Genomic DNA, 24339 nt, shown 5'->3' on the forward strand with positions numbered 1-24339 from the left:
GCGGGTGCGGACGAGGGCGAGGGTGCGGGTGCGGACGAGGACGAGGACGAGGACGAGGACGAGGGTGCGGGTGCGGACGAGGGTGCGGGTGCGGACGAGGGCGAGGGCGAGGGCGAGGGCGAGGGCGAGGGCGAGGGCGAGGGCGAGGGCGAGGACGAGGGCGCGGACGCCTCTGCGGGGGGCGTGCCGTCCGATTCGCGGCGCGGCATGCTGCAGTTCAGCGCAAGTCCCAGCGTCACGTGCAGGACCGCCCACGCGAAACACGCGCCGCGCCAGCCGATATGGGCTTCCATATACGTGGAAAGCGGCCAGCCCACGGTGCTCGCGAAGCCCGCGATCAGCGTGATGCCGGTGATCGCGCCGCGCGAGCGATGACCATATAGCCCGACCAGCGTCGCGAACGCGGCCTCGTAGAGGCCCGCGCCCATCCCGATACCGAGCACGAGCCACGCCGCGAACAGGCCGATCACGCCCTGCGCGGCACCGAGACCCGCCAGACCCAGCGCGAAGACCACGCTCATTGCAACCAGCATCGGGCGGCCGCCATGACGGTCGATCATCCGCCCGGCCGATGGGCCGACCAGCGCGGAGACCACGAGCGCCGCGCTGAATGCCGCGAAGATCGTCGGCGGCGATACGCCGAGGTCGCGCGCCATGGGCGTCGCCAGCATCGCGGGCAGGTAGTAGGTGGACCCCCATGCCAGCGTCTGGGCAATACCGAGCCGCGCGATGACGGCCCGGCTCGGTGCCGTCTGCATGCCTGCGGTCATTCGAGTTCGTCGCTGTCTTCGGCCGGTGCGTCCTGCTCGTGTTGCATCGCCGCGGCCGCGAGTGCCGCGGCCTGGGCAGGCGCGGCGTCCTTGCGTTCGCTGTAGCGATCCGTCAGGTAGTCGCTGCGGTCGCGCAGCAGCAGCGTGAACTTGTAGAGCTCCTCCATGACATCGACCACGCGGTCGTAGTACGCAGATGGCTTCATGCGGCCGTCCGCGTCGAACTCCTGATACGCCTTGGCGACCGACGACTGGTTGGGGATCGTCACCATGCGCATCCAGCGGCCGAGCACGCGTAGCGCGTTGACGGCGTTGAACGACTGCGAGCCGCCGCTGACCTGCATCACCGCGAGCGTGCGGCCCTGCGTGGGCCGAATGCCGCCGAACTCGAGCGGCAGCCAGTCGATCTGGTTCTTGAACACGGCCGTCAGCGTGCCGTGCCGTTCGGGGCTGCACCAGACCTGTCCCTCGGACCACTGGGACAGCTCGCGCAGTTCGACGACCTTCGGATGATCGGCGGGCACGCTGTCGGCCATCGGCAGTCCAGCGGGATCGAACACGCGCGTCTCGGCGCCGAACTGCTGGAGAATGCGCTCGGCCTCCCGCACGAGCAGGCGGCTGTAGGACGTCGTACGCAGCGAGCCGTAGAGCAGCAGGATGCGCGGCGGATGCGTGCTGACGCGCGAAGGCTCGAGCTTGCGCAGGTCCGGCGTGTCGAACACCGCCGGCATGATGTTAGGCAGATCGATCATCGGATTCTCTGTCCCCGCGCGTCGATGACGGCTTCGCCATCTTCCTTGGTAAAGGCGCCCTGCTGCGGCGAGGGCAGGATATCGAGCACGACCTCCGACGGGCGGCAGAGCCGCGTGCCACGTTCGGTGACGACAAACGGCCGGTTGATGAGGATCGGGTGGGCCAGCATTGCGTCGAGTAGCTGGGCATCCGTGAGCGCCGGGTCGCCAAGGCCGAGTTCGGCGTAAGGCGTGCCCTTCTCGCGCATGGCCTCGCGCACGGTGAGGCCGGCGTCGCGAATCATCGCCTGCAGGGTCTCGCGATCGGGCGGGGTGGCCAGGTATTCGATGATCGCGGGCTCGATGCCAGCATTGCGGATCATGGCCAGCGTGTTGCGCGACGTGCCGCAGGCAGGGTTGTGATAGATCGTGACGGACATTGGAGGTTCCTACGCAGATTCGTACCAGCGTTGCGAGCGGTTGACCACGCGCACGACCAGCAGCATGACGGGGACTTCGATCAGCACGCCCACGACCGTCGCGAGCGCGGCGCCCGACCGGAAGCCGAACAGGCTGATGGCGGTGGCCACGGCGAGCTCGAAGAAATTGCTCGCGCCGATAAGCGCCGACGGTCCCGCGACGCAGTGCGCGACCCCGAGCCGGCGATTGAGCAGATAGGCGAGGCCCGAGTTGAACAACACCTGCACGAGAATCGGCACGGCGAGCAGCAGGATGATCAGCGGCTGCGCCACGATGGCATTGCCCTGGAAGCCGAACAGCAGCACGAGCGTGGCGAGCAGGGCAGCGATCCCGTAGGGTCCCATCGCGGCGACGGCCCGCTGGTACGTTGCCTCGCCCCGCGCGAGCAGTACGCGGCGAATGCCTTGCGCGATCAGCACGGGCGTGACGATATACAGCCCGACGGAGGCGATCAGCGTATCCCATGGCACCGTAATCGACGACAGGCCAAGCAGCAGGCCGACCACGGGCGCGAAGGCCACGACCATGATCGCGTCGTTGAGCGCGACCTGCGACAGCGTGAAGTACGGATCGCCCCTGCACAGCTGCGACCACACGAAGACCATGGCCGTGCACGGCGCCGCGGCCAGCAGGATCAGTCCCGCGACATAGCTGTCGAGCTGGTCGGCGGGCAGCCATCCCGCGAACAGATGCCGCACGAAGAGCCAGCCGAGCAGCGCCATCGAAAATGGCTTGACGAGCCAGTTCACGAACAGCGTGACGCCGATGCCGCGCCAGTGTCCGGCCACCTGGCCCATGGCGCCGAAATCGATCCGGATCAGCATGGGCACGATCATGACCCAGATAAGCGCGCCGACCGGCAGGTTCACCTGCGCGATCTCCATGGCGCCGATCGCGCGGAACAGCCCGGGCAGCCATTGGCCCAGCGCGATGCCGGCGACGATGCAGAGGGCGACCCAGACCGTGAGATAGCGCTCGAACACGCCGATGGCGGCGGCCGGCGCGCTCGCTTCGAGCGGTGGTGCGGCACTCATGACCGCACCGGGGCCGCGCAGGCGGACGAACCCGCGGACAAACCGGCGGACGCCGGCCCGCACGGCGCGCCACCGCAGCAATTTTCGGTGAGATAGCCCAGCAGGCCGCCCATGGTGTCGAAGCGCGCCATATAGACGATCGACCGCCCTTCCTGCCGGCTTGCCAGCAGGTGGGCACGGTGCAGTTCCTTGAGGTGGAACGACAGCGACGACGGTGGCATGTCCATGATTTCGGCAATGCGGCCCGCGGGCAGGCCCTCCGGCCCGGCCTGCACGAGCAGGCGGAAAATGGCGAGGCGCACGGCGTGGGCGAGCGCGCTTAGCGCTTCGAGGGCGCCGTCGGTTTCCATGATCTTCGTTTCCATTGTTCGACTATATTCGAAATATGGAAGATTGCCAACGTGCGCGATGGCGGGGGTGGGTGGCGCGGGCCGCTCGGAGCCCGTTATGGGATAATCGTCGGGTTTTGCCCACGGCGCGGCTCAAGAGGTTGTTCGCACGGGCGAGCGAAGGGCTCCTACTCGCGGGGCCCCCGGGTCTTCGACCCCCCATGATTCCAATTGCCGCGATTCAAACAGTTCCCACGATGCCCGCATACCGTTCCAAAACCTCCACCGCCGGTCGCAACATGGCGGGGGCGCGCTCGCTCTGGCGCGCCACCGGCATGAAGGACGAAGACTTCTCGAAGCCGATCGTCGCGGTGGTCAATTCGTTCACCCAGTTCGTTCCCGGACACGTCCACCTGAAGGACCTCGGCCAGCTCGTCGCGCGCGAGATCGAGGCGGCAGGCGGCGTGGCCAAGGAATTCAACACCATCGCCGTCGATGACGGTATCGCGATGGGTCACGACGGCATGCTGTATTCGCTGCCGAGCCGCGACATCATTGCGGACTCCGTCGAGTACATGGTCAATGCCCACTGCGCGGACGCGATGGTGTGCATTTCCAACTGCGACAAGATCACCCCGGGCATGCTGATGGCCGCCATGCGCCTGAACATTCCCGTGATCTTCGTGTCGGGCGGCCCGATGGAAGCGGGCAAGACGCGCCTGGCGAACCCCGTCACCAAGGCCGTCGAGTTCAAGAAGCTCGACCTCGTCGACGCGATGGTGATCGCGGCCGATGCGTCGTACTCGGATGCCGATGTGGCCGAGGTGGAGCGTTCCGCCTGCCCGACCTGCGGATCGTGCTCGGGCATGTTTACGGCTAACTCGATGAACTGCCTGACCGAGGCGCTGGGTCTTTCGCTGCCGGGCAACGGCACCGTGGTGGCCACGCACGCCGACCGCGAGCAGCTGTTCAAGCGCGCCGGCCGCCGTATCGTCGAACTCACGCGCGAGTACTACGAGCAGGAGAACGACCGCGTGCTGCCGCGTTCGGTTGGCTTCAAGGCGTTCGAGAATGCCATGACGCTCGATATCGCGATGGGCGGTTCGACCAACACGATCCTGCACCTGCTGGCGATCGCGCGCGAAGCCGAGATCGACTTCACGATGACCGACATCGACCGCATGTCGCGCATCGTGCCGCAGCTGTGCAAGGTGGCGCCGAACACGAACAAGTACCACATCGAGGACGTGCATCGCGCCGGCGGCATCATGGCGATCCTCGGCGAGCTGGACCGCGCCGGCAAGCTGCACACCGATGTGCCGACCGTGCATACGCCGACGCTCAAGGACGCGCTCGACCAGTGGGACATCGTCCGCACGCAGGACGAAGCGGTGCGCAAGTTCTATATGGCAGGCCCCGCCGGCATTCCGACGCAGGTGGCGTTCAGCCAGAACACGCGCTGGCCGAGCCTCGACCTCGATCGTGCCGAAGGCTGCATCCGCTCGTACGAGCATGCGTTCTCGAAGGAGGGCGGCCTGGCCGTGCTGACCGGCAATATCGCGCTCGACGGCTGCGTGGTGAAGACCGCCGGCGTGGACGAGAGCATTCTCGTGTTCGAGGGCAATGCGCACGTGACGGAGTCCCAGGACGAGGCCGTCGAGAACATCCTGAACGACAAGGTCAAGGCCGGCGACATCGTGATCGTGCGTTACGAAGGTCCGAAGGGCGGCCCCGGCATGCAGGAGATGCTGTACCCGACGAGCTATATCAAGTCGAAGGGTCTCGGCAAGGCCTGCGCGCTGCTGACGGATGGCCGCTTCTCGGGCGGTACGTCGGGCCTGTCGATCGGCCACTGCTCGCCGGAAGCGGCCGCGGGCGGCGCGATCGGTCTGGTGCGCGATGGCGACAAGATCCGCATCGACATTCCGAACCGCACGATCAACGTGCTGGTGTCGGACGAGGAACTCGCGCGCCGCCGCGAGGCGCAGAACGCCAAGGGCTGGAAGCCGGCGAAGCCGCGTCCGCGCAAGGTCACGGCCGCGCTGAAGGCCTACGCCAAGCTCGTGATGTCGGCGGACAAGGGCGCCGTGCGCGACCTGTCGCTGCTGGACGACTGAACGGACCGGCCGCTGTGCGGCCGGGCGACCGGTTGCCCAGTCAGGAAAGGGCCCGTCCCCGGTTTCGGGGCGGGCCCTTCCGCTTTCAGGTCCACGACGAATCGTCGTCGAGGAACGACCCGTTGCCGAGATCGTCGTCGTCGAGGAAGCTGTTGCCCGACGACGCGCTGGTCGTGTCCAGCGAGGGCGTGTCGTTGTTGCCGTAGTAGTTGTTCACCACGGTCTCGTTGGGCTGCTCCAGCACCGCCATATCCGGGTTCCCCAGCACATTGCTCGCGCTATTGCGATGGAACATGTTTTCGAGGCCCTGGAACAGGAACGCGCCACCGGCCACGCCGGCTGCCGTGGTCGCGATGCTCCCCAGCGTGCCGCCCAGCCCGCCACCGAGCCAGCCCGATCTTGCAGGTGGCTGTGCCGCGGCGGGTTGATACGCCACCGGTGGTTGGCCGGGTCCCTGAGCGGGTGCCTGAACGGGCGCCGGCTGGGGTGCCGCCATGGATGCGGCGCCGGCCGCCGCCGCGCGACCCGCGTTGTTGCCCGATGCGTAGCCCCACGCGTTGTCATCGAGAAAGCCGCGATTGCCGCCCCCCTGGGCGGCCTGCAATTGCTGCAATTGCGATTGCAGCGCGGCATTCTGCTCGCGTGCGGCGGCCAGCGCATTGTCGAGCAGCAGCGCGCGCTGCACGAGCAGGTAGGCGGCATCGGGCTGCCGCGCGACCGTTTCGGCGATCATGGCATCGGCCTGCGGATCTTTCGCGGCGACGCGCGCCTGCGACAGTTGGGTCAAGAAGCGTTCCAGCGCTTGGGTTTCCTGGGGGGTCATGGCTATCTCCTGTCCCGTTCGTTCGTACGGCTTGAGGTGAGTACGGGTTGAGTCTAGGGACGAAGACTTAAAGGAGACTTAAGGGAACCAACGATTGCACGTGCTAGGATCGACGCGTTAATCGACCCCGCATTCAGACCATGCATTCATCATGAGGCATTCACGCGCGGAGAAGGCCGCGACGCATCAACGCATCGTGCGGATTGCCGCGCGCCGTTTTCGCGAGCGCGGGTTCGCGGGCATTGGCGTGGCGGACATCATGGAGGAAGCGGGCCTGACGGTCGGTGGCTTCTACAAGCACTTTGCGTCGCGCGAAGATCTCGTCGTGGAGGCGCTGGCCGCCGCGTTCGGCGATCTCGAGGGATGGGACGACGCGGCGAGGACCAGCCTGCGCGATGCCATCGCGCGGTATCTCTCGCCCGCGCATCGCGACGATCGCTGCGGATCGTGCCCGCTGACAGCGCTGCTCAACGACGTGCCGCGCCATGTTCCGGACCGGGCGTCCGATGTCTACACCGGCCAGATCGAGCGCATGTTCGCGTTCTTCGAGCGGCTGTTGCCCGAAGAAGTGCGGGCGCGGCGGCGCGCGCGGGCGCGGCTGACCTTCAGTGCCTGCGTGGGCGCGCTCGCGCTGTCGCGCGCGGTGGACGATCCCGCGCTGTCGCGCGAGATACTCGACACGGTCGCCGCGCAGCTTACCGAGGCATTCGCGGGGACCGCGACGGCCACTGCGTGAGTTCCGCCGCGACATCCGCGAGCAGTTCGCCGGAAGCGGACGCGTCGGGTATCGCGCGCGACAGGCCCAGCGCGCCGACGCAGGCGCACCACGACAGGATGGCCTCCGCACGGGCCCGCTCACCGGCCTCGGGCGCGAGGCGATGGGCGAGCATGTCGATGACGCCGCGTACATGCGCGGTGAAGGCGCCGCGCAGGGCATCATCGGCGGTACCGTGTGCCATGTCGCTCGCGAGCGCGGCGACGGGGCAGCCCGCATCGACCGCATCGCGATGCGCGGGGCTCAGGTAGAGGGAGACGGCCGTATCGAAGTCCGGCGACCGGCGCGACCAGTCTCCGAGTACCGTGGCCGCCGCGGCGAATGCTTCCCGCAGCAGCACGTCGCGCGACGCGAAGTGCCGATAGATCGCGCCCGCCGTGATGTGCGCGTCCGCCGCGATATCGGCGACGCTCGCGCCATTGGTGCCCTCGCGCAGCAGGCGCCGCGCGGCGGTGACGACAAGGCGCTCGCGCGTGGCCGCCTTGGATGCCTGTGAATGACCCATGCCCGCTAGTGTGAAGCGAGACCGCGCGCGATGCAAACGCGGATCATCCCTCGGGCGGCAACGCCCATCCCGCGGCGCGCAGTTCCTCGCGCATCAGGTCCGCGATCCATCGGCGCCGCGCATCGTCCATGCGCGAGCGAATCGCGCCGATGCTGATGGCCGCATAGGTCCCCGGCGTGACCTCGAACGCCACGCCCACGCCGCCCACGCCCGTCGCCACGAGGTTGTCGGTCAGCGCATGGCCCTGTTGCCGGATCTGCGCGGCCTGGCGCAGCAGATGCGGCAGCGAACCGCGCTCCGGCGGCAACTCGGCCGCATGCCGCGCATGAAAGCCTTCGAGTTCGGCGTCTGACAGCGTCGCCATCAATGCGGTGCCCGCCGAGCCCACGCCCAGCAGCCGCAGCCCGCCGACCTGCAGCACGAGCGCCTTGATCGGAAACGCGCCCTGCTCGTAGTGCACGCAATGCGCATAGTCGCCATTGCGCACGACGAGGTAGACGGTGTCCTCGGTACGCCGGGCAAGCCGGATCATCGTCGGGCGGCAGCGCTCCATGATCGGCACGCGGCTCATCGTCGCGAGGCCCAGCTGCATCGACTCGAGGCCAAGCCGGTACAGCTTGCCCTCGTCGCGCGCGACCATGCCGCTCTGCACGAGCGAACTCAGCAGCCGGTAGGCGGTGGCCCGATCGAGCCCCGTCGCCGCGACCAGCGAAGCCAGCGAGATGCCATGCTCGTGGTTCAGCCCGACGAGCTTGAGCAGGTCGATCGCCCGGAACACGGCCTGCGCGCCGCGCGTACGGGAGGCTTCCGTATTCACAATGTGAACTCCTGCAAAAGATCACGCGCTCCATTATCGCCGCTCCGCCCGCTACGGTGCAGCATAGGGGAATCCGCACGTTCATATTGTGAACGAATCGGTATCGAGAGTTTTACGCCGTTACGCGCGCATACCGATACTGTGGCTATCGGCTACAAAAAAAACAGAACATCAGGAGACAACATGACTCGCGCATCCCTCATTGCCGCCACCTGTCTGGCGCTGCTGCTGCCCGGCGGCGCCTATGCGCAGGGGCCCGACAATTTTCCCGCCCGGCCCGTGAAGCTGCTGGTCGGTTACCCGCCCGGCGGCGCTTCGGACACGATCAGCCGCCTGATCGGGCAGGAGCTGTCGAAGCTCAACAACCAGTCGTTCGTGATCGAGAACCGCCCCGGGGTCGGCGGCATGATCGCGATGGGCATGGTTGCCAAGGCGCCGCCCGATGGCTACACGCTCGGCCTGGCCGTCAGCGGCACGCTGACCACGGGGCCGCATCTGCAGGCCACCAGGCTCTACGATCCGCTCAACGACTTCGAGCCCATCGGCATGGTGGCCAAGGCACCGATGATCCTGCTGGCCAGCCCCGCGAGCGGGTATGACAGCGTGGAGGCCGTGATCCGCGACGCGCGCAAGAAGCCCGGCCAGCTGATGTTCGCATCGGGCGCGCAGGCATTCGAGCTTGCGCTGCAGCTGTTCAAGTCCAAGGCCAACGTCGATATCACCACGGTCTCGTACCAGGGCGGCGCGCCCGCGTCCATCGATGTGATGTCCGGCCGCGCGCAGCTCATGGTGGACACCATCGGCGCGCAGCACGAGAACATCAAGGCAGGCAAGCTCAAGGCGCTGGCCGTGCTCGATAGCACGCGCTCCTCGATCGCGCCGGACGTGCCGACGATGATCGAGGCGGGGGTGAAGGGATATGAAGCGCTGGGCTGGACCGCGCTGGTCGCCCCGCGCGGCACGCCGCCCGCCATCGTGCAGAAGCTCAGCGCGCAGTTGCAGCAGGTGCTCACGATGCCGCAGGTCAAGCAGAAGCTCGACGCGCTGGGCTTCGAGGCCTGGCCCGGCACGCCGCAGTTCATGCAGAAGACCGTTGCCGCCGAATACGCGAAGTGGGGCGATGTCGTGCGCACATCCGGCATGACGCCCAAGTAAGACACCCAGGCAAGCGCTTTTTCTCCTCGTCGATGTTTGTTGCCCAAGGTGGCCGCGCGCGGCCCGCCGCGGGCCCCCTTTTGCCCAAAGAATGCCAATGACCGCCTCCTCGTCTTCCACGCCTGCCATCGATCCCGCATGGATCCGCGAACTCGACCACGCACTGCCCGCGGCCAATGTGCCCACGCTGCTGATGATGCTGTTGCATCTGACCGGCGACCGGCGCTGGCTGTCCGAGCGCTACCAGTGCACGCATATCCGCGGCATCGACGATCACGATAGCGGCGGCCTGCCGCCCGAGGTCCAGCAGGAAGTCCGCGACGCCGCGCGCGATGCCGTGCTCGCGTGGAAGGCCGGTGCGCCGGCCGCGCTGCCGTTGCCCGAACTCGGGGAACTCGTGGAGATGATGCGCCGCAGCGTCGGCGAGGACGTGCCCGAAGCCTACGGTCCGATGGTCGGCGCGTGGCTGGGCGGCGACCCCGCGTTCCGTATCGACCAGCGCGACGAATACCGCGTGCCCGAAGGCTTCCACGTGGTGGTGATCGGCGCGGGCGTGGCGGGACTCTGCGCTTCCATCCGCCTGCAGGGTGCCGGCATTCCGCATACGGTGATCGAGAAGAATGCCGAGGTTGGCGGCACGTGGTACGAGAACCGCTATCCGGGCGCGGGCGTCGATACGCCGAACCATATCTATTCGTACTCGTTTGCCAGGGCGGACTGGACGCGCTACTTCGCGCTGCGCGAGGAAATCCAGGCCTACTTCGTCGAGGTGTCGCATCGCTTTGGCGTGCGCGCGCATATGCGCTTCGGCACGAAGGTCGATGCGGCGACGTACAACGAAGGCAGCATGGACTGGACCGTGCGTGTCTCCGATGCCGACGGCAATGCGGACGTCATTCGGGCCGATGTCGTGATCAGCGCGGTGGGTTTGCTCAATATGCCGAAGATGCCGCCGATCTCCGGGCTCGATACGTTCGAAGGCCCATGCTTCCACAGCGCGCGCTGGCCCGAAGGCCTCGATGTGGCCGGAAAGCGTGTGGCCATCATCGGCAACGGCGCGAGCGCGATGCAGATCGTGCCCGCGATCGCGCCGATCGTCTCGCGGCTCACGGTGTTCCAGCGGTCCCGGCAATGGGCCGCGCCATTCGAGCGTTTTCAGAAGCCCGTGCCCGCGGCCGCGCGCTTTCTTTTGAAGGAACTGCCGTACTACCAGCCGTGGTATCGCCAGCGCCTTGCCTGGATCTTCAACGACCGTATCCATGCCTCGCTGCAGGTGGATCCCGAATGGCCGCACCCGGAGCGCGCGATCAATCGCCGCAACGACAAGCATCGCGAGTTCTTCGTCTCGTACGTGCGGGAGCAGCTTGGCGACCGCCAGGACCTGCTGCCCGACGTGTTGCCCGACTACCCGCCGTTCGGCAAGCGCATGCTGATGGACAACGGCTGGTTCCGCACGGCCACGCGCGACAACGTGCGCATCGTCAATGACGGCATCGATCGCGTGGAACGCGATGCGGTCGTCACGGCCGATGGCGAGCGCCACGAGGTCGATATCGTCGTGGTCTGCACGGGCTTCGATGCGGTGAACCTGCTGTCGTCATTCAACCTGCATGGGCGCGGTGGCCGCAACGTGCGCGAGCACTGGGACGCGCACGGCGCGCAGGCCTACCTCGGCGTGGCCACGCCGGGCTTTCCGAATTTCTTCATGCTGGCCGGCCCCAACACGGCGCTCGGCCATGGCGGCAGCGTCGTCGCGCTGCTGGAGACGCAGGTGCAGTACGTAATGTCGCTGCTCAAGGCCGCGCTGAACGCGCACGAGCGGTTCGAGATCGAGGTGCGGCAGGACGTGCACGACGCGTACAACGCGCGCGTGCAGGATGCCCACGCGCGCATGATCTGGACGCACAAGGGCATGTCCAACTGGTACCGCAACGCGCGCGGCCGCGTGGTGGCGCCCACGCCGTTCCGCAACGACGCCTACTGGCATATGACGCGCAACTCGGGCCTTGCCGACTATATCGTGCGCGAAGGCAATGCCGCGACGCGCGCATGCGACCCGCTCAACGCGCAGAAGGAGGGGGCCGCATCATGAAGATGACCTCCGGTCCCGGCCCGCATCTGCTGAGTGGCCTGCGCATCCTCGATCTCGGCACCATGGTCGCGGGTCCTGTCGCGGCCACGCTGTTCGGCGACTTCGGTGCCGAGGTCATCAAGGTCGAGGTCCCGCGCCGTGGCGACACCGTGCGCGATCTCGGCCCGTTCGTCGATGGCCGCTGCCTGTACTGGAGCGTCGAGAACCGCAACAAGAAAAGCATCACGCTCGACCTGCGCAAGCCGGAGGGTCGCGAGCTGTTGCTCGATCTGGTCGAACACGCCGATGCCGTGGTCGAGAACTTTCGCCCCGGCACGCTCGAGAAGTGGGGCTGCGGATGGGACGTGCTCAAGGCGCGCAATCCGCAGCTGATCATGCTGCGGATCTCGGGCTTCGGCCAGACGGGACCCTATCGCGAGCGCGCGGGATACGACCGCATCGCGCTGGCCTTCGGCGGACTCATGGGCATCACGGGGTTCCCCGATCGTCCGCCCGTGCGCATCGGCACGTCGATCGCCGATTACCAGTCCGCGATCCTCGGCGCGTTCGCGCTGATGATGGCGATCTACCGCCGCGACATGCACGGCGGCGAAGGCCAGCAGATCGATCTCGCCATGTACGAATCGATCATCCGTTTCACCGAGGTACTGGTGCCCGCCTACGACCGTCTGGGTACCGTGCGGGAGCGGCGCGGCAACAAGCACTTCGCGGCGGCGCCGGGCGAGCACTTCCGCACGTCCGATGGCCGCTACATGATCCTCACGGTGTCCGCCGACGCGGGCTTCCAGCGGCTGGCGCAGGCGATGGGCCGGCAGGACTGGCTCGGCGATCCGCGCTTTGCCACGCACGAACAGCGCTGGCAGCACGTGGACGAGCTGAACACCGCGCTGGCCGCGTGGATCGAGGCGCAGCCCGTGGCGGAGCTATGCGCCACGCTCGACGAGGCCAGGCTCGCGTACTCGTTCATCTTCAGCATCGAGGACATCATGAACGATCCGCACTATCGCGCGCGCGGCACCATCGCGTCCGTGCCGGATCCGCATATCGGTCCCGTGAAGATGGCGGGCGTGGTGCCGAAGTTTCCCGATAGCGCCGAAAAGCCGATCGAGCCCGCGCCGGACCTGGGCCAGCACAACGCCGAGATCTACGGCGATCTGCTGGGGCTGTCGCCCGAGCGCCTGGCCGCGCTGAACGACGCGGGGGTCATATGAAACGCGCGGTCGTGCTGGGCGGGGGCGGGGTGGCCGGCATTGCGTGGGCCACGGGCATCGCGGCAGGGCTCGCGCGGGCCGGTGTCGATATCGCCGACGCCGATGCGTTCGTCGGGACGTCGGCCGGCTCGGTGGTCGGTGCGCAGCTGGCGTCCGGTGTGGCGGTGGAAACGCTGCTCGCGCAGCAGCTTGCGCCGCCCGCGGGTTCGCTCGAACAGGCGCGGCCCTACTCGCAGGCCGACGCGGACGCGCGCAACCGGCATCTCATGAAACGCGTGGGCGACGATATCGATGCGGCGCGCCGGCGCATCGGCGCGTTTGCGCTGCGCAGCGAGACCGTACCGCTCGACGCGCGCCGCGCCATCGTCGCGGGCCGCCTGCCGCGCGCGACATGGCCCGGGCGCGCGCTGCATGTGGTGGCGGTGGATACCGCGACCGGGGCGCACGTCGTGTTCGATGCGGACGGCGGTGTGGACTTCGTCGATGCGATTGCCGCGAGTTGCGCGGTGCCCGGCGCGTGGCCGGCCGTGCCGATCGGCGGGCGCGTCTACATGGATGGCGGCATCCGCTCGCTGACCAACGCCGACCTCGCGCCGGACGCGAAGCATGTGCTCGTGATCGCACCGCTCGGGTATGCAGAGGGCAATCCCGTCAGCGGTCATCTGCGCGCCGAGGTGGACGGGCTCCGCGCGCGTGGCGCATCCGTGTCCGTGATCGTTCCCGATGCGGCGTCGCTCGATGCGATGACCGACAACGTTCTGGATCCGTCGCGTTGCGTGCCGAGCGCGCAGGCGGGATTGGCGCAGGCCGCGCGGATGGCGACGGAGATCGCCGCGGCGTGGCATGCCTCAAGTCCGGCGGATGCGGTGCCCATAACGAGAGGAGACATGTCATGGAATCATCGAGACGCCGCTTTGTGCGGCAGTGCATTGGCGGATCGCTGGGGGCGGGCTTCGCGCTGCCGTTAGGCCGTCTTGCGCATGCCCAGGCGACCCCTGCCGTGGCGACGCCCGCGTCGCTGCCCACCGGCTGGCCCGCCCAGCCGATCAAGGTCGTGGTGCCATTCCCGCCCGGCGGATCCACGGACATCCTCGGCCGCTTCGTTGCCGAGCATCTGCAGAAGACGCTCGGCAAGCCCGTGATGGTCGAGAACCTGCCCGGTGCCACGGGCACGATCGGCGTGGCCGCGGTCTCGCGCGCGAACCCCGATGGCTACACGTTGCTGATGGGTTCGGTCGGCACCATGGTCACGAACCATTTCGCGTACGAGAAGCTGCCGTTCACGATCGACTCGATCGCGCCCGTGATCAATCTTGCGGAGACGCCGAACGTGCTGATGGTGCGGCCCTCGCTCGACGTCGATTCGCCGGCCGCGCTCATCGCGCTGATGAAGGCCAGAGGCGGGAACTTCCAGTACGGGAGTTCCGGCGTGGCATCGAGCGCGCAGATCAGCTGCGAGGTGTTCAAGCAGCGCGCGGGCGTGCAGGCCGTGCACGTGCCGTACAAGGGCGGCTCGCAGATGCTGACGGACCTCATCGCGGGCAATATCGATTTCACGATCGATCAGATCTCGTCCGCGCTCAAGCTCATTCAGGCGGGCCGCATCAAGGCGCTCGCGGTCACGTCCGCGCAGCGCTCGCCGCTGCTGCCCGATCTGCCGACGTTGTCGGAGACGATGCCCGGGTTCGTGATGTCGCCATGGTTCTGCGTGGGCGCGCCCGCGAATACGCCGAAGCCGATCGTCGCGCGGCTCAATACGCTGCTCAATGGCATGCTCGCCGACAAGGCCATCGTGTCGAAGATGGAGGGGTACGGCATCGTGCCCGTCGGCGGCACGCCAGCCGATCTCGCGACATTGATCCGCAGGGAGGCCGCGCAGATGCAGGAGCTTTCCACCCGTGTGCAGTTCAAGACCGCATGACCATGACGACCAGCCAATATACCCCCGAACGCATCGTCTCCCGCCTGCAGATCCAGGACCTGATGTTCCGCTGGTGCCGCGCGGTAGACCGGCTGGACCGGCAGGGCATGCTCGATATCTTCTGGCCCGGCGCGATCGACAGCCATGGTCCGTATATCGGTCCGGCGGAAGGGCTCGTCGAATGGATCCTCGTGCGGCACCGGCCGATCGCGACCTCGAGCCACTTTATCGGCAACATGCTGATCGAGTTCGCGAGCGACGACGTCGCGCTGGTGGAGACCTACGTGCGCACGATCCAGCAGTACCCGGCCGAAGCCAAGCCGCAGCTTGCGCAGCTGACCGGCGGCGCGGCCGGCGACGCCGACGCGCCCATGGATATGTTCACGTCGTCACGCTACCTCGATCGGATGGAAAGGCGGGATGGGGTATGGCGCATTGCCCATCGCGATCTGATCCAGGACTGGAAGCAGATCGTCGATGTGAAATACCGCGCGCTGGTGCCCGGCGACGGCTGGATCATCGGCCGCCGCGATGGTGAGGATCAGGTGCAGACCGAGCGGCGGCGGCTCGGCATCGGCTGACGAGTGCCGCCGATGGGCACCGTTATCGTTCGCCCAGCGACAGGCCCGCGGGCTTGCGGCGGACCGAGATCTGGACGAGCACCAGTGCCAGGCCGGCCGCCGCGATGATGGCGCCGACGAGGGGCACGGCCTTGTAGCCGAAGCCCGCAGAGATGGCCCAGCCGCCGGCCGCCGCGCCGAGCGCGTTGCCGAGGTTGAATGCGCCCACGTTGACCGACGACGCCAGCCCCGGCGCTTCCACGGCCGCGCGCATCACGCGCATCTGCAGCGGCGGCACGACGGCGAACGTCGCGACGCCCCAGATCAGGAGGCCGATCGCCGCGCCCGCATGCGACTTTGCCAGCAGCGGGAACGCGAGCATCACGGCGATCAGCAGCACGAGAAAGCCGATCAGGCTGCCATCGAGCGAACGGTCCGCGAGCTTGCCGCCCGCGGCGTTGCCGATCGTGAAGCCGAGACCGATGAGCACGAGCATCGCGGTAATGAAGCCCGACGACGCACCCGTGAGGTCCGACAGTGTCGGCGCGATATAGGTATAGAGCGTGAACATGGCGCCGGCACCGAGCACGGTGGTCGCCAGCGCGCCGAGCACGACGGGACGCGTGAGCACGGCAAGCTCCGCGCGCACGTTCGGACGCTGGCCCGCGCTGCCCTTCGGCAGGGCGAACCACAGCGCGGCCATCGCGAGCACGCCGAGACCGGCCGTGGCCGCGAACGACATGCGCCAGCCGATCACGTTACCGAGCCACGTGGCCGCGGGCACGCCGCCGACGTTGGCGATGGTCAGCCCCATGAACATCGTCGCCACCGCGCTGGCCTGCTTCTCGCGCGGGACCACGCTGGCCGCGACGAGCGAACCGAGGCCGAAGAACGCGCCGTGGTTGAGGCTGGTGACGAGCCGCGCGAGCAGCAGCATCGTGTAGTCGGTGGCCACCGCGGACAGCAGGTTGCCGATGGTGAAGATACTCATCAGCACGATCAGCGCGGTGCGGCGCGACCAGCGCGACAGCGCGAGCGTCATCAGCGGCGCGCCGGCCATCACGCCGATGGCGTAGGCGCTGATCAGCATGCCCGCGGTCGGGATGGAAACGTTCACGCCGGCGGCGATCGTGGGCAGCAGGCCCATCGGCGAGAACTCGGTGGTGCCGATGCCAAAGGCGCCGACGGCGAGGGCGAGCAGGGCCAGCCCGGCGCTGCCGGCCGGTTGTGTGCTGTCCGTGGAAGGTTGCGTGGGTGTCATGCCGGATCTCCGGATATCCAATCCCGGCATTGTGCGGCGCATCATGGCCGGGAAAAAGGCGAGTCCGTGGGAAAGCTTGTTGACGCCACCTCAATAATCTGGCGTTCGCGACACCTGATTCGTGCGAAAAGTGCTCAAACGTCGACTTCCGAGACGATTTCCACGCGGTTGCGGTCCACCTTGGCGCGGTACAGCGCCTTGTCCACGGCCCGCAGCGCGGTCTCGAAGTCGCGCGCGGCCACGGCTGCGCGGCTGTCGGCGAGCCCCGCGCTGAATTCGAGGTGGAACGGCAGCGCGGGCGTCAGCGGCAGGGCCTTGAGGTGGTCGCGCAGGCGCGCCAGAAAGTGCTGGGCCTGGCCGAGTTCCGTGCGCGGCAGCATCAGCAGGAATTCCTCCCCGCCCCAGCGCACGAACACGTCGGACTGGCGCTTGAGCCGCGTTACGGTATCCGCGAAGGCCTGGAGCGCGGCGTCGCCGGCCGAGTGGCCGTACTGGTCGTTGATGCGCTTGAAGTTGTCGAGGTCCACCATCGCGATGGCGATGGGATGGCGCTCGGCGCTCGCGCGCGCCCATGCGTCGTTGAGGATCGACACCGCGCCGCGCCGGTTGAGCGCGCCCGTCAGCGAGTCCGTGATGCTCAGTTGCAGGATGCGCAGCCGCAGCCGTTCCTGCAGCGCGAGCGCGTAGCTCAGCGTGAACAGGAACGACACGATCACGTCCATCGTCAGCGCCTGCACCGATGGCAGGAACGTGTGCTCGAATGCCTGCGGCGGAATCGGATGCAGGACGAGCACGGGTCCCGACCAGGCGTGATAGGCAAGGACGACGAGCTGCCCCGCGAGCAGGCCCAGCGCGCCGCGATACCGGCGCGCGAGGCGCAGCGTGATGCGTGCCTGTATCGCGATGGTGGCCACCATGAACAGCGAGTGCCAGGGCAGCGCGTAGCCCGCCCGCACGGCCGCAGCCGCGCCGCAGGCGTAGAGCAGCGGGAGCGCGAGGCCGAGGCGCATCAGCACGGAGGTGCCGCGGCCGCGCTTGCCGGGCGCATCGTCCGGGCGCGGAGGGTCGAGGCGGGGAGGGTCTGGCCGAAGAGGGTCGAGCCGATAAAGCGCGAGCGTGTGGGCGCCCACTGCCGCCAGCAGCAGCGTCGTGCCGGTGATAAACGCCGCCAGGGGCGTCATCGTGGGCACCCAGGCGAGCGCGTCGCGGTTCACGCCCTGCGGCACGCCCGGCTGCAGCAGGGCCGCGACACGATAGGCGGCCAGCAGCAGATCGCCCGCGATCCACCAGTGCAGCGACGCGTTGTCCTTGCCGAGCCCGATATAGGACAGGCAAAGCAGCAGCATCGTCATGAGCCCGAACGGCGTGATGATCAGGAGCAGCGTGACGGGGTCGTTGAAGGACATGTAAGGCGTGCGAACGAATACCCGCGCAGTCTAGCGCATCGGCAGTGACACCTATTGCTGCGGTCGACTGCCAATTGATGTCACCTCATGGGCCATTTTCTGGCACGGCGCGATATAACCGCCTGCGTGCATTTCGGCAGATTCCGTTCGTACCCATATCCCCCTTTGGTTGGATACGCCAATTCGCAGGAATATGCCGCGATCTTCGGTCCGCTGCGAAGCCATTGCGCCGTCGCCGAAGGTCACCGCATGACCGAGAAATGGCAGGCACGATGATTGCGGTACAGGTCTGTCACATCCATTCAAGCCTTCCCAACAGTCTTGCATCCATATGGATCGCCATCCCGGCGCGTCCAGGGGGGCCTGTTGTCTGCATGCAGTGGAAACCGCCGGCGGAGCAACTGGCCGAAGGCATTCGATAACAACAAAGAAGGTCAGATAAACCATGCAATTTCCCGTCCCCAAGCGAGGCACGGGCGCGGTTGCCGCGCTTGCCGTCTCCCTGATTGCCGCGTCGATCGTCGCCGCCTGCGGCGGCGGTGGCGGCGGTGATGGCGCTGCCGCGCCGTCCGGCAACAACAACGCCAGCAACTCGACGCCCGTGCAGCCCGCATCGGGCTACTCGCCGCTGTATGACGCGACGACGCAGGCGATGGAGCAGATCCAGTACCGCGAGGCCGACGGCACGCTCGTGACGCTGGTGGGCATGCGGCCCACCGAGCGTCACGCACGCGAGCGCGGCGAGGCATGGGATGCGCCGGACGCGGGTCCGGGCCGCTACCTCACGTTCCCGACGTTCTACTTCCAGAATCGCACGTTCGGCCTGGAGATTCGCGACGAAGTGCCGGCGGGCCGCCAGAAGATCTCGTTCTACCTGCGCGTGAACCAGGGCATCTTCGACGGCACGACGTTCAGCCTGTTCCGCAATATCCAGAACCCGGAAGTGCGTGACTATGGCTGGTCGCTGAACTACGGCTTCAACAATCCCACGCAGGGTGGACTGCCGATCTGTATCGAAGGGCAGCCCAAAGAGAACTGCATGATGACCGTGGATTCGAACTGGCGCACGGACCCGCACAGCAAGCTGGCGATCGGCGACAAGATCGAACTCGCGCCGGCGCCGCGCCTCAAGCGCGATCCGGTGGTCGATGGCGGCGGCAGCCGCTACTACTCGTTCGAGCAGCTGTACGTGGTGGGCCAGGGCATGAAGCCGTGGTACGGCATCGTGCCGAACCTCGACTCGGAACCGATTCCGGACGAAGCGCTGCTGGGCGGCCAGGCGAGCCTCTCGTACAACTACTCCGAGGAGCCGATGCGCGTGTTCCAGCAGATGTCGAACAATATCGGCATCGCGAACACGCAGCGCTTCGTGGAGGGCCGCCGCCTGTTCCACACGTCGTTCCTCGACGGCAAGCACTCGGAGCATGACGCCGACAACCCCGTGTTCACGGCGCACATCGGCCAGCTCGGCCCGCGCTACAACCAGCCGCGCTGCATCCAGTGCCACACGAACAACGGCCGCAGCATCTCGCCGGGCATCGGCGTGAAGCTCGACACGATGTCGATCCTGACCGCCGCCGCCGATGGCAAGGCCGATCCGACCTACGGCTGGAACGTGCAGCAGCACGCGCAGGACGGCAATGCCCCGCAGTACGACGTCAGCATCAAGTCGTACGAGACCACGGTTCGCACGCTGCCCGATGGGGAGAAGGTGGAACTGGTCAAGCCGGTCTATGCGTTCAAGGGCCCGACCCCGGCGCAATACTCGGCGCGCCAGGCCGCGCAGGTCATCGGCATGGGCCTGCTCGAGGCGCTGGACGAGAAGACGATTCTCGCGCTCGCGGATCCGGACGACGTGAACGGCGACGGCGTGCGCGGCATCCCGAACTGGGTCACCGACCCGGAAACCGGCAAGACCCATCTGGGCCGCTTTGGCTGGAAGGCGTCGAAGGGCAGCATCCGCCAGCAGGCCGGCGACGCGCTGAGCAAGGACATGGGCGTGACATCGCCGGTGTTCCCGACGCGCGGTTGCCAGATGGGCGCCGCCGACTGCCGCCAGGCCGCCGCGGCCACGTCGATCTCCGAGACCGAGATCGAACGCCTGACGAGCTACCTGTCGCTGATCGCGGTGCCGGCACAGCGCAGCCTGCGCAGCGGCTTCCCGGCCGGCGTGCGCGTATCGCCCGAGCATGACGTGAATCCGGACCTGATCGCGCGCGGCAGCGTGCTGTTCACGCAGTCCCGCTGCGTGGCCTGCCACACCGCGACGCTGAAGACCGGCACCAACCACCCGTTCGTGGAACTGCGCGACCAGACCATCCATCCGTACACGGACCTGCTGCTGCACGACATGGGCCCGGGCCTGGCCGACACGCTGAGCGAAGGCCGCGCCGCGCCGAACCAGTGGCGTACCGCGCCGCTGTGGGGCATCGGTTCGCTGCGCTTCGTACAGGGCAATGCCGATCAAAGCGTGCGTTTGCTGCATGACGGCCGCGCGCGCAATATGGTCGAGGCCATCCTGTGGCACGGCGGCGAGGCCAACGACGCGCGCACGCGCTTCGAGGCCCTGCCCAAGAACGACCGCGACGCGATCGTCGCGTTCCTGCAGTCGCTGTAAAGGCCGCCACGACGCTTTCTCTCCCCGAGAAACGGCGCGACTTTCCCGCGCCGCCCCTGAGCCGTGCCTTCGGGCACGGCTTTTTTGTTGGCGCCGGTGAGGTAACATGCCGCCACCTCCAATTCCATGGGCGCCGACCCTTCGGCCACGTTCCCTATGTCTCCCTCGACCGGACTCGATGAGTTGGCTTTTCGGCGGATCCTTCGACGCAATATCACACTGCCACTCGTGGTCGGAGGGGTTACGGCGGCGATCTTCATCGGGCTCGTGCTGTATCTCCTCTCTGCCAACAGCTGGATCGAGCATTCCGAGCGCGTCATCGGCAATACGCAGGAGATCGGCCGGCTGGTCTGGCGCAAGGAAGCCGCGTTGCGCGGCTTCGCGATGACGGGCGACGAGCGCTACACGCGCGACTACGACCTCGCGCGTCCGATCCTGATGGCCGACGTCGATGCGCTCTCCACGCTCGTGCGCGACAACGCCGCGCAGGTGGAACGGCTGCAGCGCATCAAGGCATGGCAGCAGCAGTGGGATCGGAAGGCCGACGAACTGATCGCGCTGCGGCGCCGCGGGGATGGCACGCAGGCATCGGCGCTGGCCGGCCGCGGCGAGGCCGAGCGCGATGCGACGAATCGCGAGCTCGACGCGTTTCTCGGTATCGAGCAGACGCTGCGGCTCAATCGCGCGGACTCGGGCAGCCAGTTTGCGCTCGTGACGATCATCGGATCCGTGGTGGCCAGCGTGCTGCTGAGCTTTATCGTCGCCTGGCGAGGACGCCGGGATCTGGTGCAGCTGTCGGATGCCTATAGCGGATCGCTGGACGCGCACGAGAGCCAGGCGCGCGTGCTGACGCATCAGGCGTGGCTGCGCGATGGACAGGTACGCTTCGGTGCGCAGGTGGTGGGGCAGGACTCGCTCGCGCGGCTCTCGCCGGTCGTGCTCGAGTTTCTTGCGAGCTATCTTGGCGCGGCGGCCGGCACGCTCTATGTGCTGGTCAGCCGTAACACGCTCGAGCGCCGCGGCGCCATCGGCTTGGCAAACGAGGACATGCTGCCCCAGCGCATCGCCGTGGGCGACACGCTGGTCGGCCGTGCCGTGACGTCCGCGCAGTCCCTGCATATCGACGCCGTCCCGGCGGACTACTGGTCCGTCGCGTCGGCGCTGGGCGCCGCGCCGCCCACGGCGCTGGTGGTCGCGCCGATCCGGGCGAACGGCGTCGTGATCGGCGCGCTGGAGCTCGCGTTCATGGCGCCGCCCGATGCGCGTACCCATGAGTTCCTCGCGCTGATGAGCGCGACGATCGGCGACGTGGTGGCCGCCGCGCAGCAGCAGGAGCGTCTGCAGGAAGCCCTCGAGGAAACGCAGCAGCTCAACGAGGAACTGCAGAGCCAGCAGGAAGAACTGCGCGTGGCCAACGAACAGCTGGAACAGCAGACCTCGGCGCTCTCGCAGTCGCGCGCGGTGCTCGCGAACCAGAAGGCCGAGCTCGAGCAGACCAACGAGCAGCTGTCCGCGCAGGCGCGCGTGCTCGACGAGAAGAACGATGCGCTGATGCGCGTGCAGTCCACGCTCGAGGAAAAGGCCGCGGACCTCGAGCGCGCGAGCCAGTACAAGTCCGAGTTCCTCGCCAACATGTCGCACGAACTGCGCACACCGCTGAACAGTTCGCTGATACTTTCGAAGCTGCTGGCCGACAACAAGGCCGGCAATCTGTCGAGCGAGCAGGTGCGCTACGCGCAGACGATCCATTCGGCGGGCAACGACCTGCTGGTGCTGATCAACGACATTCTCGACCTGGCCAAGGTGGAGGCCGGCAAGGTCGAGCTCGTGATCGATACCGTCGCGCTCGAGCACATCAACAACAACCTCGTGCGCACGTTCGAGCCGCTCGCGCGGCAGAAGCGGCTTGCGTTCCAGTGCGCGGTGGCCCCCGACGTGCCGCTCGCGATCACGACCGATGGCCATCGCCTGGAACAGGTGCTGAAGAACCTGCTGTCGAACGCGGTGAAGTTCACGGAGCATGGACAGGTCTTCGTGCAGTGGACCATGGCGGGGCCCGATCGCGTGCGCTGCTCCGTCATCGATACCGGTATCGGCATCGCGCCCGCGCAGCACGCGCGCGTGTTCGAGGCGTTCCATCAGGCCGATGGCACGACCAGCCGGCAGTACGGCGGCACGGGATTGGGACTGTCCATCTCGCGCAGTCTTGCCGAACTGCTTGGTGGCGAGATTACGCTCGAGAGCACGCCGGGGCATGGGTCGGCATTCTCGGTGACGCTGCCCGTGCACTATGTGGCGCCGCATGTGGCGGCTCCCGAAGTGCAGGCCGATGCGATGGATGCTGGAGCGGCGCCGCTTGCCGCGCCGGTCGCCGGGGTGCGGGCCACGCTGCCCGCGACGGCGCCCGCGCTGATGGCAAACGTGGTGGCGAACGTGCCGGCGCACGTGCCCGCGAGCGTGTCCGCGAATGTTCCCGCGGACCTTCCCGATCTCGCCGAGGCGCGCGCCGTGATCCCCGACGACCGTTACGCGCTGAGCGGCGAGCGCCTCGTGCTCGTGATCGAGGACGAACCGCAGTTCGCGCAGATCCTGCTCGATATCGCGCACGACATGCAGTACCAGTGCATCGTCTGCGGCACGGGCGGGGAGGGCGCCGCGATGGCGCGCGAGCACCAGCCGCAGGCGATATTACTCGACCTCGGTCTGCCGGACCGTTCGGGCCTGATGGTGCTGCAGGAGCTCAAGGGCGACCCCCGCACGCGCCATATCCCGGTGCATGTGGTCTCGGCCATGGACCGCGCCGATACCGCGCTGCATCTCGGCGCGATCGGGTTCGCGGTCAAGCCGACCTCGCGCGAGGACCTTGCCAATATCTTCCGCCGCCTGGAGGAGAAAATCGCGCGGCAGGTCAAGCGCGTGCTGCTCGTGGAGGACGATGCGCGCCAGCGCGACAGCATCGTCCAGCTGATCGGCGACGAGAAGATCGAGATCGTGGCGGTGGAAACCGGCGAGCAGGCCCTGCAGCGACTGCTGACCGAGGTGTTCGACTGCATGATCGTCGACCTCAAGCTCCCGGACATGCAGGGCAGCGAACTGCTGCGCTCGATGGCGATTACCGAGGCCTGCTCGTTCCCGCCCGTGATCGTCTACACAGGCCGCAACCTGTCGAGTGCGGAAGAGCGCGAACTGCTCAAGTACTCGCAGTCGATCATCATCAAGGGCGCGCGCTCACCCGAGCGCCTGCTCGACGAGGTGACGCTGTTCCTGCATCAGGTGGAATCGGATCTGCCGGAAGAGCGCCGGCATATGCTGCTGGCCGCGCGGGCGCGCAGCCGCGAGCTCGAAGGGCGGCGCATCCTCGTCGTGGACGACGACGTGCGCAACGTGTTCTCGCTGACGAGCGCGCTCGAGCATCAGGGCATGCGCGTGGACATCGGCCGCAATGGGCACGAGGCGCTCGATATCCTCGCGCGCACGCCGGATATCGATATCGTGCTGATGGACGTGATGATGCCGGGCATGGACGGGCTCGAGGCCATGCGCCGGATTCGCGCGGACCTCAGGCTCAAGAGCCTGCCGATCATCGCCGTGACGGCCAAGGCGATGCAGAAGGACCGGCTGGAATGCCTTGCGGCCGGGGCCAGCGACTATATCGCCAAGCCCGTGGACCTCGACCAGCTGTATTCGCTGCTGCGCGTGTGGGTGCCGAAGGCGATGATCTGACCGTCGCCTTCG

General features: G+C 67.5%; 20 protein-coding genes. 10 read left to right on the forward strand and 10 right to left on the reverse strand.

What is annotated here, in order from left to right:
* The 5 genes from AAHB16_RS23685 to AAHB16_RS23705 all read right to left on the reverse strand — a co-directional run.
* The coding region (locus AAHB16_RS23685; RefSeq protein ID WP_342052179.1) for an MFS transporter at window positions 1-758 on the reverse strand (758 nt) is incomplete at its 3' end.
* Between the two features lie 8 nt (window positions 759-766).
* Window positions 767-1522: an arsenical resistance protein ArsH gene (gene arsH / locus AAHB16_RS23690; RefSeq protein ID WP_342052136.1), complete on the reverse strand. Its 756-nt coding sequence runs from the start codon at window positions 1520-1522 to the stop codon at window positions 767-769.
* The gene (gene arsC, locus AAHB16_RS23695) at window positions 1519-1941 is read right to left on the reverse strand and encodes an arsenate reductase (glutaredoxin) (RefSeq protein ID WP_342052137.1); all 423 of its coding nucleotides are present in this window, start codon (window positions 1939-1941) and stop codon (window positions 1519-1521) included. The genes arsH and arsC overlap by 4 nt, the downstream gene beginning before the upstream one ends.
* 9 nt (window positions 1942-1950) lie before the next feature.
* Window positions 1951-3015: an ACR3 family arsenite efflux transporter gene (gene arsB, locus AAHB16_RS23700; protein ID WP_342052138.1), complete on the reverse strand. Its 1065-nt coding sequence runs from the start codon at window positions 3013-3015 to the stop codon at window positions 1951-1953.
* Complete coding sequence (locus AAHB16_RS23705) at window positions 3012-3365, reverse strand: ArsR/SmtB family transcription factor (RefSeq protein WP_342052139.1); 354 nt, start codon at window positions 3363-3365, stop codon at window positions 3012-3014. Before AAHB16_RS23705 ends, arsB begins: the two co-directional genes overlap by 4 nt.
* 236 nt (window positions 3366-3601) lie before the next feature.
* Between AAHB16_RS23705 and ilvD the strand changes: the two genes are divergently transcribed.
* Window positions 3602-5461: a dihydroxy-acid dehydratase gene (gene ilvD / locus AAHB16_RS23710; RefSeq protein WP_342052140.1), complete on the forward strand. Its 1860-nt coding sequence runs from the start codon at window positions 3602-3604 to the stop codon at window positions 5459-5461.
* Window positions 5462-5546: 85 nt separating this feature from the next.
* On the opposite strand, the gene AAHB16_RS23715 is transcribed toward ilvD, so the two are convergent.
* Window positions 5547-6284, reverse strand: coding sequence for a DUF2076 domain-containing protein (locus tag AAHB16_RS23715; RefSeq protein ID WP_342052141.1), 738 nt, complete (start codon window positions 6282-6284; stop codon window positions 5547-5549).
* A gap of 151 nt (window positions 6285-6435) precedes the next feature.
* Between AAHB16_RS23715 and AAHB16_RS23720 the strand changes: the two genes are divergently transcribed.
* Window positions 6436-7020, forward strand: coding sequence for a TetR/AcrR family transcriptional regulator (locus AAHB16_RS23720; protein WP_342052142.1), 585 nt, complete (start codon window positions 6436-6438; stop codon window positions 7018-7020).
* Here the strand turns inward: AAHB16_RS23720 and AAHB16_RS23725 are convergent.
* Both AAHB16_RS23725 and AAHB16_RS23730 read right to left on the reverse strand, forming a co-directional pair.
* On the reverse strand, window positions 6980-7564 hold the full coding sequence (locus AAHB16_RS23725; RefSeq protein ID WP_342052143.1) for a TetR/AcrR family transcriptional regulator: 585 nt from the start codon (window positions 7562-7564) through the stop codon (window positions 6980-6982). The two genes, AAHB16_RS23720 and AAHB16_RS23725, sit on opposite strands and share 41 nt — an antisense overlap.
* A gap of 43 nt (window positions 7565-7607) precedes the next feature.
* Complete coding sequence (locus AAHB16_RS23730) at window positions 7608-8381, reverse strand: IclR family transcriptional regulator (RefSeq protein ID WP_342052144.1); 774 nt, start codon at window positions 8379-8381, stop codon at window positions 7608-7610.
* Between the two features lie 183 nt (window positions 8382-8564).
* Here AAHB16_RS23730 and AAHB16_RS23735 point away from each other — a divergent pair, with 183 nt between their 5' ends.
* The 6 genes from AAHB16_RS23735 to AAHB16_RS23760 all read left to right on the forward strand — a co-directional run bounded on the left by AAHB16_RS23735 (window position 8565) and on the right by AAHB16_RS23760 (window position 15341).
* Complete coding sequence (locus AAHB16_RS23735) at window positions 8565-9536, forward strand: Bug family tripartite tricarboxylate transporter substrate binding protein (protein WP_150372863.1); 972 nt, start codon at window positions 8565-8567, stop codon at window positions 9534-9536.
* 97 nt (window positions 9537-9633) lie between these two features.
* Complete coding sequence (locus AAHB16_RS23740) at window positions 9634-11628, forward strand: flavin-containing monooxygenase (RefSeq protein WP_342052145.1); 1995 nt, start codon at window positions 9634-9636, stop codon at window positions 11626-11628.
* Window positions 11625-12839 (forward strand): CaiB/BaiF CoA transferase family protein, encoded by a 1215-nt coding sequence (locus tag AAHB16_RS23745; RefSeq protein ID WP_342052146.1) that lies wholly within the window; start codon window positions 11625-11627, stop codon window positions 12837-12839. Before AAHB16_RS23740 ends, AAHB16_RS23745 begins: the two co-directional genes overlap by 4 nt.
* Window positions 12836-13807: a patatin-like phospholipase family protein gene (locus AAHB16_RS23750; protein ID WP_342052147.1), complete on the forward strand. Its 972-nt coding sequence runs from the start codon at window positions 12836-12838 to the stop codon at window positions 13805-13807. Before AAHB16_RS23745 ends, AAHB16_RS23750 begins: the two co-directional genes overlap by 4 nt.
* Window positions 13732-14760, forward strand: coding sequence for a Bug family tripartite tricarboxylate transporter substrate binding protein (locus tag AAHB16_RS23755; protein WP_342052148.1), 1029 nt, complete (start codon window positions 13732-13734; stop codon window positions 14758-14760). The genes AAHB16_RS23750 and AAHB16_RS23755 overlap by 76 nt, the downstream gene beginning before the upstream one ends.
* A gap of 2 nt (window positions 14761-14762) precedes the next feature.
* Complete coding sequence (locus AAHB16_RS23760) at window positions 14763-15341, forward strand: nuclear transport factor 2 family protein (protein WP_191002150.1); 579 nt, start codon at window positions 14763-14765, stop codon at window positions 15339-15341.
* A gap of 22 nt (window positions 15342-15363) precedes the next feature.
* On the opposite strand, the gene AAHB16_RS23765 is transcribed toward AAHB16_RS23760, so the two are convergent.
* Together AAHB16_RS23765 and AAHB16_RS23770 are read right to left on the reverse strand one after the other, a co-directional pair.
* On the reverse strand, window positions 15364-16581 hold the full coding sequence (locus tag AAHB16_RS23765) for an MFS transporter (protein WP_150372857.1): 1218 nt from the start codon (window positions 16579-16581) through the stop codon (window positions 15364-15366).
* Window positions 16582-16715: 134 nt separating this feature from the next.
* A complete protein-coding gene (locus AAHB16_RS23770) occupies window positions 16716-17987 on the reverse strand; it encodes a GGDEF domain-containing protein (RefSeq protein ID WP_342052149.1) in 1272 nt (423 codons plus the stop codon).
* 445 nt (window positions 17988-18432) lie between these two features.
* Between AAHB16_RS23770 and AAHB16_RS23775 the strand changes: the two genes are divergently transcribed.
* Window positions 18433-20604 carry a di-heme oxidoreductase family protein gene (locus AAHB16_RS23775; protein WP_150372855.1) on the forward strand — a complete coding sequence of 724 codons (2172 nt, stop codon included), beginning with the start codon at window positions 18433-18435 and terminating at the stop codon, window positions 20602-20604.
* 267 nt (window positions 20605-20871) lie between these two features.
* A complete protein-coding gene (locus AAHB16_RS23780; RefSeq protein WP_342052150.1) occupies window positions 20872-24327 on the forward strand; it encodes a response regulator in 3456 nt (1151 codons plus the stop codon).
* Window positions 24328-24339: the final 12 nt, after the last annotated feature.

The sequence above is a fragment of the Cupriavidus sp. OTU4054 genome (assembly GCF_038440175.1).
In the GTDB taxonomy this organism is placed as follows: Bacteria; Pseudomonadota; Gammaproteobacteria; order Burkholderiales; family Burkholderiaceae; genus Cupriavidus; species Cupriavidus pauculus_D.